Annotated in this window: 13 protein-coding genes; 11 read left to right on the forward strand and 2 right to left on the reverse strand. The window is 35.8% G+C overall.

Going from position 1 to position 12897, the window contains the following annotated elements; translation table 11 throughout:
* Positions 1-43: 43 nt before the first annotated feature.
* The gene (locus IPN70_04680; GenBank protein ID QQS61150.1) at positions 44-394 is read right to left on the reverse strand and encodes a DUF86 domain-containing protein; all 351 of its coding nucleotides are present in this window, start codon (positions 392-394) and stop codon (positions 44-46) included.
* Positions 387-689, reverse strand: coding sequence for a nucleotidyltransferase domain-containing protein (locus IPN70_04685; protein QQS61151.1), 303 nt, complete (start codon positions 687-689; stop codon positions 387-389). The genes IPN70_04680 and IPN70_04685 overlap by 8 nt, the downstream gene beginning before the upstream one ends.
* Positions 690-908: 219 nt before the next feature.
* Between IPN70_04685 and IPN70_04690 the strand changes: the two genes are divergently transcribed.
* The 11 genes from IPN70_04690 (at position 909) to gmd (ending at position 12895) form a co-directional block, all read left to right on the forward strand.
* Complete coding sequence (locus IPN70_04690) at positions 909-1484, forward strand: hypothetical protein (GenBank protein QQS61152.1); 576 nt, start codon at positions 909-911, stop codon at positions 1482-1484.
* Between the two features lie 208 nt (positions 1485-1692).
* Complete coding sequence (locus IPN70_04695) at positions 1693-3627, forward strand: DUF2207 domain-containing protein (protein QQS61153.1); 1935 nt, start codon at positions 1693-1695, stop codon at positions 3625-3627.
* 255 nt (positions 3628-3882) lie between these two features.
* Positions 3883-4716: a DUF1016 family protein gene (locus tag IPN70_04700; GenBank protein QQS61154.1), complete on the forward strand. Its 834-nt coding sequence runs from the start codon at positions 3883-3885 to the stop codon at positions 4714-4716.
* Positions 4703-5065, forward strand: a complete 363-nt coding sequence (locus IPN70_04705) for an endonuclease domain-containing protein (GenBank protein ID QQS61155.1) — start codon at positions 4703-4705, stop codon at positions 5063-5065. The genes IPN70_04700 and IPN70_04705 overlap by 14 nt, the downstream gene beginning before the upstream one ends.
* Before the next feature lie 289 nt (positions 5066-5354).
* A complete protein-coding gene (locus IPN70_04710; GenBank protein QQS61156.1) occupies positions 5355-6005 on the forward strand; it encodes a hypothetical protein in 651 nt (216 codons plus the stop codon).
* A gap of 292 nt (positions 6006-6297) precedes the next feature.
* Entirely contained in the window at positions 6298-6945 is a 648-nt protein-coding gene (locus IPN70_04715; GenBank protein ID QQS61157.1) for a hypothetical protein, read from the forward strand.
* 105 nt (positions 6946-7050) lie between these two features.
* On the forward strand, positions 7051-8970 hold the full coding sequence (locus IPN70_04720; GenBank protein QQS61158.1) for a hypothetical protein: 1920 nt from the start codon (positions 7051-7053) through the stop codon (positions 8968-8970).
* Between the two features lie 464 nt (positions 8971-9434).
* On the forward strand, positions 9435-10013 hold the full coding sequence (locus tag IPN70_04725; protein QQS61159.1) for a DUF3800 domain-containing protein: 579 nt from the start codon (positions 9435-9437) through the stop codon (positions 10011-10013).
* A gap of 413 nt (positions 10014-10426) precedes the next feature.
* Positions 10427-10909, forward strand: a complete 483-nt coding sequence (locus IPN70_04730; protein ID QQS61160.1) for an NUDIX domain-containing protein — start codon at positions 10427-10429, stop codon at positions 10907-10909.
* Positions 10910-11040: 131 nt separating this feature from the next.
* Complete coding sequence (locus IPN70_04735; protein ID QQS61161.1) at positions 11041-11856, forward strand: glycosyltransferase; 816 nt, start codon at positions 11041-11043, stop codon at positions 11854-11856.
* Between the two features lies 1 nt (position 11857).
* Positions 11858-12895, forward strand: a complete 1038-nt coding sequence (gene gmd, locus IPN70_04740; GenBank protein QQS61162.1) for a GDP-mannose 4,6-dehydratase — start codon at positions 11858-11860, stop codon at positions 12893-12895.
* The last annotated feature ends 2 nt before the right edge of the window (positions 12896-12897 follow it).

The following is a 12897-nucleotide window of genomic DNA, read 5'->3' on the forward strand; positions in this document are numbered from 1 at the left end:
AAATTTAAAAAAGAATTGATGAAAAATTAGCTTTACGTAAGCCTCAAATTTTTTCATTTAATTGATTCAAAAGAGAAGAAACAGATTTTTTGAGGTTAGGAAGATCTTTTTTGGCCGTTTCCCAAAGTATTTTTCGATCAACTTTTGCATAATCATGAACAAGAAAGTTTCTCATGCCGATCATGCTTTTATAAGGAATTTGCTCTGGATATTTTTCACGAAATTCTTGTGAAAGACGATTTGTGGCTTCACCCATAATGCCAAGTTGTCTTGCTATAGCATCTGTAAGTATTTCATCTTGACTATAATGAACAAAATCAACATTGTTCAAATAACGTTCAACTTTTTCTATAGCTTGTAAAATATCGTATAGATGAAGTTTGTTTCTATCCATAAATTTTTTGAGCTTTAGAAAGTATGTTTTCCTTTATGTTCTCATTAAGAGCTTCTGGTGTAAGAAGATCTATTTTTTTTCCAATATTTTTTTCCATTTTACTCTGGATTTCAACGAGATCAAAAAAGCTTATCGAACTTTTGGGTTCAAATACGAAAAGAAGGTCGATATCGCTTTCATCTTTTGGACTTCCGTATGCATATGATCCAAAAAGAAAAACCTCCCGAATATCTTTTCGATATGGAGAGTTCTTCACCTCTTTCTGAATAGTAGTAATGATATGAGATTGTGTCATAAATTTTTCTTCTCTTTCACTTTACAGAAAAACACAAGGAAAGTCCAATGAATTTTGTATATCGCAATTTTGGATTTTTTCCTTCACACAAAAAACGCGAAGTTTGTGCCTACTCATTCTCTTATGAAAGAAATGTATCACCGTATGCATATAAAAGAGTGAAGGTCTGGCCAACCTATGTGCGATTCATACATAGTAATAAAGTTAAAATAATGTCCTATGAAGTTTGATACAAAGAGTATTTTTGCTGGTTCGATTCTTACCGTTCTTGCCGGTACCGTCCTCGGAATAAGTGCGACACAAGCAGATGCTTTCTTTTCGAAAGGGGAGAAAAGTGAATCTCGAGAAGTAGTGCGAAAAGCTATCGAATCTGGGGATTACAATGCATTTCTCAAGGCTCGAGAAAATGTCTCTCGTCCTATGCACAAAGATGTCAGCGAAGAAGAATTTTTGAAGATACAGAAAATGCATACGCTCAAAAATGAGGGGAAGTTTGAAGAAGCTGACGCTTTGAGAAAAGAGCTTGGATTTCCTGAGCGAGATGGTCGTGGAGGTATGGGTAAGATGAAATCTTCTCAAGACAGACAGGCTACCTACAACGCCATGGAATCCGGAGATTTCAATGCATGGAAAGAAGTGATGGGAGATCGTCCTATAGCACAAACCATGACAGAAGAAAATTTTCAGAAACTTCGCCAAGCGCATGAAATGAAAAAGAATGGAAATCATGAGGGAGCACGTGCTCTAATGGAAGAACTTGGTATGGGTAAAGCTGGTAATGGATACCAAAGATAGAATCATCGCAATCCAAAAAATTGTGAGTTATCAGAAGACGTATCGCCATCCGAATTTTGTGTTCGGGTGGCGAATATCGTTTTATCCTTCCTTCCCTGTATGTATAATGATATGAGATTGTGTCATAAATTTTTCCTCTCTTTCACTTCACAAAAAAATGCAAAGAAATTCCCTTAAAGGTGTATACTTAAAAAAATAATAAAAATATATGAAAAAAATACACTGGTGGAGAATACTATGCGTTAGCGTTTTCTTTTTCTTTGGGATGCCTTTACTTGTTTGGGCCAAGTCATATACATATGAAAGTATTGATGTTGATATTGATATAAACAAAGACGCAACGATCCTTGTAAGAGAAAAGCAGGTATTTCAATTTTCTGGAGAATTTCATAAAGGCTATCGAGAAATTATCCTCAATGGAACAGACGCTATTCGAGATATAGCTGTCTATGATGAGAGAGGGGTAAATCTTTCGTACCAAAAAAATCTTTCGCAAGAATACATACCTGGACTTGAAGGAAACTATAACTACCAAAAATCTGGAGGTTTTATGAAAATTTGGTGGTTTTTTGATGCACAAGATGAAACAAAAACATTCACTCTAGAATATACCGTCGTTGGCGCCCTTTCTTTTTTCGATGATAAAGACGAATTGTATTGGAATATTCTTACCGATTATGATGTCGCTATTGCTTCTTCTACGGTACAAATCTCTCTTCCTGAAGAAAGTGAAATGAACACACTAAAAATAAAAGAATACCTTCAAGGGGATGAAAGTTCTTTCTCAGAAATTCTCAATGAAAAAACAGCTCTTGCCAGTGCAACACAGCTTCAATCGGGGGCAGATTTTACCGTAGCTTTCGGATTTCCTCGGGGAATCATTGATCGTGGAGCTTATTGGGAAAGTCTCTTTTCTTTATACTGGGGATATATTCTCGGTGTTCTTATTTGGCTTATTACTCTTATTTTCTGTCTTGGATATTGGTATATGAGTGAAAAATACAATAAAGGACGAGGGACGATCATCGCCGAATACGAGCCTCCTCATCATTTACCTCCAGCAATAGGAGAAGTTATTATGAAAGAGAAAATTTCTTCTAAGACATGGGCGTCTACCATTATAGATCTCGCTGTTCGTGGACATGTAAAAATAGAAGAAGAACCTGTACAAGCATGGATGAAATATCTTATCTTTCTTCCAGGAATAATCGGTGCTTTTTTCGTGGGGCAAATTATTTTTGTCATGATGCCTACAGAAGATGTTTTTCTGAAAATCTTGGCATTGTGTGTGTTTATAGGTATAGGAGTTATTTCTTTTACAAAAGATAAGAATAAGGGGAGATTTGAGAAAAAAGAATATAAACTTTTTCTCATAAAAGATAACGCGAAAGACATATTACGCCCATTTGAAAAAGAATTTCTCTCGGTGCTTTTTTCTGGAAGGGCTGGTGTGTTTTCAACTCGAGAAATTAAGAAAGAAGATGAACTTAAGCGACAAATGATGTATAGAAAATTTCAAGCTCTCCAAAAAAGTTTTTTTGATGAAGTGGCTCAGCTCGGTTTTCATAACCATTCCCTTAAGAAAGAATCATATGGAAAAACAGGACTTATATTTTTCTTTTTCGGTCTTTTTTTCCTCTCTTCCTTTATAGGTTTTTGGGGATCGTGGCATTTCTTGATAGCTACTCTTTTGGGGGCATCTGCTCTTATTTCATACTTCATTTGGTTTGAAGTGAAACTCACGCCAGAAGGAAATGAAGAAAAAGAGAAATGGTTAGGATTTAAAGAATTTCTCTACAAAACAGAACGGTATCGTGTCCAAGAACTTACACCTGACATGTTTTATACACTTCTTCCATACGCTATGATTTTTGGTATAGAGAGGCAATGGGCGAAACGTTTCGAAGGTATCGTGGTGAACAATCCTGATTGGCATACATCCCCAACAATGTCTACCTCGGGGAGCTCTTCTTTTGTTTCGTCTGGATCTGTAGGAGCTTTTTCCGCGGGGGCGTTCTCCGCATCACTTAGCTCAAGTTTTTCATCAGCTTTTGCAAGTTCATCAGGCTCTTCAGGTGGAGCTTCTGGTGGGGGAGGATCAGCAGGTGGTGGAGGTGGAGGAGGTGGCGGTGGCGCTAGTTAAAAATTATATTTCTATTTTTCCTCTGATTTCATTCGAGAGATCACCCTCTTCATTTTTCCGTTATTTCGAGTAAGTGAGGCGAACCGAGAAATCTCTCCGAATTTGAAAAACTAAGAAAATCCCTCTCTACCTCTCCCTTTTCCTAAGGGAGAGAAGTAGAGTGAAAAATATTGCATTACTGACCAAAATAGTACATATTTACGTCAGTATACTAACCAGAAAAATGAGATTTGAATTTTTACATGCAAAGAAAGTATGGATCGCAATTTTTTAATTACTAAAGAATACCAATCTTTTATAGAAAAGATAAAAGAGGGTGTACAACGAGCGAGAAATAAAGCCATTCGGAGTATAAATAGTGAGCTTATTAGCCTTTATTATTTTATCGGAAAGCAAATTGTAGAAAAACAAAAAAAATCAAATTGGGGTGAAGATTTTATTGGACAGATTGAAGCTGATTTGAAAAGAATTTTTCCCGAATTAAGAGGTTTTTCTCGTCGAAATCTCAATTATATGAGAAGTTTGTATATTTTCTTTGGAAAAAATGCAAAAATGCCACAGCTTGTGGCACAAATTCCTTGGGGACATATCCGGCTTATTTTAGATAAAATTAGAGATAAAAAAGAAGCTGAATTTTATATACAAAAGACTATTGAAAATTCTTGGTCTCGGGTTATTCTTGATCATCAGATTTCTTTGAATCTGTATCAACGACAGGGTACGCTTGTAAGTAATTTTGATTCTACGATTAATGATCGAAATATAACTCTTATCAAAGAATCTTTTAAGGAGAATTATGTTTTGGATTTTTTGAACTTGGAAGAATCCGCCAAAGAGCGTGATCTTGAGAATGCTCTTATTAAGAATATTACAAACTTTGTTCTTGAATTGGGTAAAGGATTCGCCTTTGTCGGCAAACAACATAAACTGGTCTTCTCTCCCTTTGCCAAAAGAGTATTACGAGTTTTTCCCTCCCTCTTCTCTCCCTTTGCCAAAAGGGAGTACCCGAGTCATCGAGGGGGAGGGATTTGTATTCCAGACATCATACTTAAGTCCCAAGAAAATCCACAAAAGTATGCGTCAATATGATTCAAATCTCAATCAAATAGCCAGAAAACTGAGAAAATCTATGACAGAGGCAGAGGTAAGAATGTGGCAAAGATTGAGAAAAAAACAAGTTTGTAATATTCAATTTTTTAGACAAAAAATTATTGGAAATTATATCGTTGATTTTATCGCACCATTAATACATCTTGTTATTGAAATAGACGGAGGGGGACATTTCGAAAAAGGACAGCTCATAAAGAAAGATCGTGTTCGTGAAGTTTATTTAAAGCAAAAAAATCTCTCGATTCTTCGATTTACAAATACAGAAGTGATGCAAAATATAGATGGAGTTTTTATAAGTATTTATAAGTTTATTGAGAGTAGGAATTAAACTCCAAGAAAATCCCTCTCCACCTCTCCCTTTTCCTAAGGGAGAGAAAAATACACCTTCTTATTATCCCTGTATCATTTTCTGTCCAGCCAAAGGCTGATCAACGTCTTCGCCTTGCCATCCTTGCGGAGGTGGGGAGTCAGCTTAATCAAAAATTCCTCTCGAGAAAATTAGCCCTCTATGAGACAAAAGCTAGATATTCTTAGGAATGTATTGTGCTTTTTCTTTCAAATTTTGACATCCCTTAGTATATTACATATATTCTTTAATAAGAGCCAAATATATATTTGTGAAACAGCTTTCCACTCGAACAATTTCTTTCATCTCTCTCATTGCTATTGCCTTTCTAGCATTAGGAATTTTTGCAATGCAAAGAGTTTACAATACTCCTCTTCCTATTGTGGAGAATAAGAAAACAGAGACTCAAGAAAAGAATGAAGAGAACATACTTGAAACTACTATTGATACATTGAATTGGAAAACTTTTCGAAATGAAGAATACGGATTCGAAATGCAAATTCCTAGTGATTGGGGGATAAATAAAGACACCTATCCTTTTCCTCCCGGCATAGGAGGGGAATGGTTTACTGCGGAACCTATTGATCGTGTAGATAATGGAAAGTTACGATTTACCGTTGCTGTTTTTAACTCTACGGAAAACCCAATAACGTGGTTTGGAAATAATGTGGAAAATACTAATAAAAAAAGTTATCCTATCGTAGAAAATAGAAAGTTAGGAAACAGCTCTTTTCAATATATTAAGAAGGTAATAAATGATTCTGAATATTCTTTTGTTGATCACGCATATCTCATATCCAATGAAAATAGAGTATTCATGATAAAATTCCGAGAAAAAGAAGGTCCTGAAAACTGGCAATACGATTATTCTTCCTCTCTTTCAATATTCGAAACTTTCGTGAGTTCATTGAAGTTTCTTTAGAAGACTATTACAAGGTTCATCTTATGAGGATTTTTATTATAATGACTGTCGGAATAACTAAGAATATAAGCGTTAAAAAAGATACGAAACAAAATTGCTCAAAACATTGTTTTGAAAACTGGTTTTCCAGAGTAAATCTTTCTTTGATTACCTTATTCGGATGTAATGGTTAGTTGATAGGCTACCGACGATGACCCATGGACTCAGTTTGACACTGGATATATGACTATCAAAAAACTTGACGTAAAGCCATATTTTAGGTATATTTTTCGTACATTATTTTAAATACCTTATGAAACAACTCTCGACCCGAACCATATCAATTATTTCTCTTATAGCCATTGCCTTTCTAGCATTAGGAGTCTTTGCAATGCAGAAAATTTACAATACCCCACTTCCTGTTGTGGAGAATGAGAAAACAGAGACTCAAGAAACTCAAGAAAAGAATGAAGAAACTATTACTGAAACTATTGATACATCGAATTGGAAAACTTTTCGAAATGAAGAATACGGATTCGAAATGCAAATTCCTAGTGATTGGAATATTGAAAAAATAGGACAATCAAAAATGTTTATGATTAAAAGAGCGCCTATTGATAGTAATAATAAATTATATTTTACTATTGCTCTAATGGATTCAAGTAAAGATGTACAATCTTGGTATGCAGATAATATAGAAAATCCAAGAAATCAATATAATGATAATTATGACATTATTGAAGAGAATAAAAAAATAGGAAATAATTTTTTCTATTATTTAAAGAAAATTTCCGACGACCTTGAATATTGGTACATTGATCACGCATATCTCATATCCAATGAAAATAGAGTATTCATGATAAAATTCCGAGAAAAAGAAGGTCCAGAATATTGGCAATACGATTATTCTTCCTCTCTTCCAATATTCGAAGCTTTCGTGAGTTCATTGAGGTTTCTTTAGAAGACTATGACAAGGTTCATCTTATGAGGATTTTTATAGAAATAGAGATTCTCTCAGGTGAACCAAAATGGTTCATTAATAAATCACACAAGAGGAGTTATAGTCATGCAACGACTATCTTTTGCTGTTTTTCTTATGCTGTTTACTTTTGGAGTATTCGGTGCGTATCCATATTCAACTTGTCCTATAGGACAGTGGACATTGGAGGGAGATAACTTTCAGAAAGTATACGACAAAAATGGGAATTACCTTCCCAGTGAGAGTTATTGGGCTGATATTTACAAATTTTCCCAGTGCAACTGCACTTCCTATGTCGCCTATAAGATTAATGAATGGGCAGACTCCCATTCACCAACAAATCCACTTTTTTGCAATAGTTTTTCCATTTTTGGAGATCCGGAAACGGATAGATGGGGTGATGCCCACCAGTGGAAAAATGCTGTTGGGGATCGTATTCCTGGTGTGTTCAGTCGGTATCCACTTCTTCCAGAAGTGAATGAAGAAGAAGGTATTAATGATTGGAATTCTTATCCATGGAAGAATGTATGGAAGTTGTCCAATCATACCATCTCTACAGTACAGATTGATCATGCAATTGCATGGTGGGATTCTTCGGTTGGAGGAACATTTGGACATGTGGCCTGGGTGGAATCTGTTGCTAAAGATGGAAAAACAGTGACGGTTTCGGAATATAACTGGCCAACATCAGATAATGGTAATGAGTGGCTCACATATGGCACGCGAATTCTTTCACCGTCTGACCATGGTTATCCCGATGGCTTTCTCTATATTCTTACGGATGAGCTTGTAGAGTGTGATCTCACTGGATTATGCAGCAATGAATGTACAGGTGATGGTGGAGGTGGTGGTGGTAACATCAATCCAACTCCCACAGACCCTGTCAATCTTACCCAAGATACTGACATTCTTGGTGCTGACGGCAATGAACTCTATGCTGGACGTGACTCAATCCTTTCTGGAATGAAAGTAAAAGTCCGCGTTGCAGTGCAAGCTGAAGGAGGGGATGCAGGAAACTGGAAAACGAGAAACGATGCCGACACTATAGACATCGCTTACTCCGTAAGTTCCAATGATGGTCCTTGGACTCAGTTTGATACTGGGTACATTACCATTTCTAAACTTGATGAGGGACAAACTATCACGGAAACGAAGGAATACACTATTCCAAATGGCATCTCTTCGATTGCATTTCGCACAGAAACCGATTATCGAGATGAAGTCGAAGAATATGATGAAGGAGATAATACCAGTCGCGTAGAACGATTTGAGATTTCAAATCTCAAACCTGACTACAGCATCACTGATGTTTTCTTCTCTGATCCCAGTACAGGAGCCATATACCGAAATGGTGCAATACTCTTAGAAGATAGAGAGTGGTATCCCTATTGTGAGATAATGAGCACAGGAGAAATCAATGCTCCTATCAACGTAGAAGTTTCTCACCGTATGGATGGAACAGAAAGAGATACTGATACGCTAGGAATAGATGATATTTCTTTGGGACAAACATATCGTGAAGTCGTCTGGAGCAAATGGAAACTGGGAAATACAGGAACACGTACCTATACGTGCTGTGTAGATTCCAAAGGTTGGCTTCCAGAACTCAATGAGAGCAATAATTGCAAGAGTGCACTCTTTACGATAGTTCCATGGAAACCTAGTATCACCATCACTGATCTCTGGGTAGACTATGATGGAAAAGTAGTTCGTAATGGTGGAACAGGGAGCAAAGGGAAACGTTATCATCCTAATGTTACCTTCACCAATACGGGAAACAAAACAATGTCGTGTGGTGCTGAAGCAAAGTACTACATTAATTCTAACTCCTATAGAGATAGAGACGGGATCGATCCTCTTTCCGTGAATCAATCCGGACATGAGAGAGTCGAGAACGACAATATCAAACTTGGAGATGGAGGATGGAGATCATATCGTGTTACTATCCAATCTAGCTGTGGAGAGTTTCCTACAGTGGAAAGGACGATGAGTTTTTATCTTCGATGATTCTCGAGAGACTTCCCGCAAGGACGCGGGAAATACTGAAATGAATGAAGATGAACCAGTTTTGAAAAAGGCTGGTTTTTTTTGTTTGAATTTTTTTATTATCTTTCTTTCAGAAAGAATTGTTTTCTATTTTACATTACTTTCTCACTGCACTTTCTTCTGTTCTTCCCCGCACCATTTCTTACCATCCTCGCGGAGGCGGGGAGTCATCTTAATCAAAAATCCCTCCCGAAAAATAATCCCAGAAATCTTTACCCGCAAAATACATCTCGAAGATGACAGTATATCTGAATGTATGATATTCTTTTTGCATAATACGAAATCAAACCGATAGAAAGAACTATGAACATTCTCTGGTTTACATGGAAAGATCTTTCTCATCCTTTCGCAGGAGGTGCAGAAAGAGTCAATGAAGAACTTGCCAAACGTCTTGCGATATAAAATTCTGAAAAGATGTGGAAAATATGACGCAAGAGCAAAAGAAATTATATCTTTATGCGGATGAATCAGGTCAAGATACTCATGGTAAATTTTTTGTGGTAAGTGCTTTTGTCACGGAGAAAGAACGGTCTCAGCTCGAGTCATTCCTTTTCGATATTGAAAAGAAAAGTGGTAAAAAGAATTCCAAGTGGAATGGTTCCAAATATGAATTTAGACAAATATATATAGAACAACTTCTCGAGTGGAAGATGGCTCGATATTCTCTATTCTTCGGTGTCTTCAAAGATACTGTCCAATATATAGATCTTACTTCACTCCTTTGCGCCAAAGCGATATTGAAAAAATCAAAAGGGAAACCATACAAAGCAACATTATTTATCGATGGCTTTAAGAAAAAAGAAGTTGATATTTTTAAAAAAGGATTACGAGATCTTCATATTCACGCAAGGAAAATTCGAGGTGTGAAAAAGGATGAAAATAATGCTTTTATCCGACTCGTAGATGCTATGTGCGGACTTATTAGAGACGCTGAGGAAGGAGATGTATGGGCTCTTTCAATAGTCAAAAAACTTCTCACAAAAAATATACTGAGTCGTCTTTAAAAAAACAAAACCCCCATTGAAGGGGGAAGAACCTATCCTTTCGGAGACCCGCCATACGGTCGGTGTTCGGTTCATGTTTGTACGATTATTTTAGCAACTCCCTCCCTAGGTGTCAATAACAATAAACCGAAAGTAAATCCTAATACTTCTTTCATATCTTGTATAATTGTACAGGAGAAAAGTAAAAATATTTCAGCTTGTCTTCTTCTGTTCTTCTTACACCTTTCCATCCTCGCGGAGGCGGGGAGACAGCTTAATCAAAAATCCCTCCCGAAAAATAATCCCAGAAATTCCTCCCAGAAAAATCCATCTCGAAGATGACAGTATATCTGAATGTATGATATTCTTTTTGCATAATACGAAAAAATTATTCGAAAATACTCTCAAAGTCTAAGAAAAAACTCTTAAGAACTATGTTAATAAAAAACACAAAACATTCTTTTATCCCAGACGAAGACTATAAGAAAATAATGGAAATAATGCCTATCCCTACGGTGGACATTGTGATCTTTCATCAGGACAAAACGAAAGTTCTCTTGTTTCTTAGGAAGAACAAACCAGCTCAAGGATATTATTATGCTTTGGGAGGAAGAATTCATAAAGGAGAATCCCTTACAGAGTCCGCCATGCGCAAAGCCAAAGAAGAACTCCATCTCACACTAGAAGAGAATGATCTTTTTTTCGGGGGAGTGATAGACGAATTTTTCGAAGACTCGAGATTTGACGGAGTAGCTATGCACTCACTCAATAGTTTCTTTGGCTATGTTTTGGGAGAATCTGCTATTTGGAAATTCGACCCTACCCAATTCGAAGATGCAAAATGGTTTGATATTCTTGACGACAAGCTCCACCCCTTTATGAAACAAAAGCTAGACATTCTTAAGAAAATATTGTGATTTTGCTTTAGGAAAAGAAAAATGGTATTATTTTCTGAGACATAAATAAAATTTGTTGGGTGTTTCTAAAAAATTACCTCGCTGAATTGAAAAATAGTGGCTGATTTTATTTTAAAAAATGGTGATTGTATATGAAAAAAAATCCATTAGTTTCTGTCATTACTCCCGCATACAATGCAGAAAAATATATCGGAGATACTATAGAAAGTATCTTAAATCAAACTTTCAAAGATTTTGAATTTATCATTCTTAATGATAAATCAACAGATAATACTCTCAAAATTATTCAAGAATATGCGAAGAAAGATTCTCGAATTATCGTTATTGATAATGAAAAAAATCTTGGTATCGCTGGAAATCGAAACAAAGGTATAAAAAAAGCAAAGGGAAAATACATTGTTTGGCAAGATGCAGATGATATTTCCTTGCCAGAAAGAATAGAAAAACAATATCGATTTATGGAAAAAAATCCAAAAGTTGGTATACTGGGTGGGTTTCTAGAAATGTTTGATGATTCTGGTATTGTAGGTTTGCGAAAATATGACGCTCATGATAAGTCTTTGAGAGAAAAAATTTTTCTTTATTCTCCCGTAGCTCAACCAGCATCGATTATTCGCAAAAAGATTTTTGGAGAAGTGGGGGATTATAATCTTAAATATCCTCCCGCGGAAGATATTGATATGTCTTTTCGTATAGGGATGAGCTATAAATTTGCCAATCTTCAAGAAATAGTTATTCGCTATCGAGAGCATCCTAACTCTGCGACATTTACCAAACTCAAAAAAATTGAACTCAGTACTTTGGAAATACGAAAAAAATACGCCAAAACCAAATATTACTCAATGAGTTTTTTTGATAAAATGTATAATTTATTTCAATTCTTCTCTATTTTTATTATCCCACCGAAAATAAAGATTTGGATATTTGATAAAATAAGAAATAATTAATATGAAAAAAGCCTTTATTACAGGTATAACTGGACAAGATGGAAGTTACCTTGCGGAACTTCTTCTTGAAAAAGGTTATGAAGTGCATGGAATGATTCGACGGGCTTCTACTTTCAATACAGAGCGAATTGATCATCTCTATCATGATCCACATATTAATGGAGCATCTCTTTTTCTTCATTATGGAGATCTTTCTGATAGCAGTAATATTTCTCGACTTCTTACGAAAATACAACCAGATGAAATTTATCATCTTGGAGCACAAAGCCATGTTCGAGTGAGTTTTGATATTCCTGAATATACAGGAGATGTAGTTGGTTTGGGAACGGTTCGGATTCTCGATGCTATTAAGGATAGCGGAATAAAAACACGTTTTTATCAAGCATCAAGCTCCGAAATGTTTGGAAAAGTTCAAGAAATTCCCCAAAAAGAAACGACACCTTTCTACCCACGATCTCCCTATGCTTGTGCTAAAGTATATGCGTACTGGATAACGAAAAATTATCGAGAAAGTTATGGAATCTTCGCTTGTAATGGAATCCTTTTTAATCATGAATCTCCAAGAAGAGGAGAGACCTTTGTAACCCGAAAAATTACTCGTGGACTTTCACGCATTAAACATGGACTTGATAAAAAACTCTATCTTGGAAATATTGATTCTAAACGAGATTGGGGATATGCCAAAGATTATGTAGAAGGGATGTGGAGAATACTTCAGCAGGACAAACCGGACGACTATGTTTTAGCGACCAATGAAACGCATACGGTAAGAGAATTTATAGAAGAAACAGCAAAACATTTGAGTATAGATTTGATATGGGAAGGAAAGGGAATAAAGGAAAAGGGGAGAGATAAAAAAACTGGAAAAATTATTATTGAAATTGATCCTAAATATTTTCGACCAACGGAAGTCGATCTTCTTATAGGAGATTATTCTCGAGCAAAAGAAAAATTAGGATGGGAACCAAAAACAAAATTTCATGAATTGGTAAAGATTATGACAGAGGCTGATGAAGAAATGGTGAAAAAAATGAAATAATA

Source organism: Candidatus Moraniibacteriota bacterium (genome assembly GCA_016699795.1).
Lineage (GTDB): Bacteria > Patescibacteriota > Minisyncoccia > Moranbacterales.

Bases quoted from the DNA above. Each gene is read 5' to 3' on its own strand.
- IPN70_04680 (QQS61150.1), bottom strand. From the start codon at position 394: ATGGATAGAAACAAACTTCATCTATACGATATTTTACAAGCTATAGAA.
- IPN70_04685 (QQS61151.1), bottom strand. From the start codon at position 689: ATGACACAATCTCATATCATTACTACTATTCAGAAAGAGGTGAAGAAC.
- IPN70_04690 (QQS61152.1), top strand. From the start codon at position 909: ATGAAGTTTGATACAAAGAGTATTTTTGCTGGTTCGATTCTTACCGTT.
- IPN70_04695 (QQS61153.1), top strand. From the start codon at position 1,693: ATGAAAAAAATACACTGGTGGAGAATACTATGCGTTAGCGTTTTCTTT.
- IPN70_04700 (QQS61154.1), top strand. From the start codon at position 3,883: ATGGATCGCAATTTTTTAATTACTAAAGAATACCAATCTTTTATAGAA.
- IPN70_04705 (QQS61155.1), top strand. From the start codon at position 4,703: ATGCGTCAATATGATTCAAATCTCAATCAAATAGCCAGAAAACTGAGA.
- IPN70_04715 (QQS61157.1), top strand. From the start codon at position 6,298: ATGAAACAACTCTCGACCCGAACCATATCAATTATTTCTCTTATAGCC.
- IPN70_04720 (QQS61158.1), top strand. From the start codon at position 7,051: ATGCAACGACTATCTTTTGCTGTTTTTCTTATGCTGTTTACTTTTGGA.
- IPN70_04725 (QQS61159.1), top strand. From the start codon at position 9,435: ATGACGCAAGAGCAAAAGAAATTATATCTTTATGCGGATGAATCAGGT.
- IPN70_04730 (QQS61160.1), top strand. From the start codon at position 10,427: ATGTTAATAAAAAACACAAAACATTCTTTTATCCCAGACGAAGACTAT.
- IPN70_04735 (QQS61161.1), top strand. From the start codon at position 11,041: ATGAAAAAAAATCCATTAGTTTCTGTCATTACTCCCGCATACAATGCA.
- gmd (QQS61162.1), top strand. From the start codon at position 11,858: ATGAAAAAAGCCTTTATTACAGGTATAACTGGACAAGATGGAAGTTAC.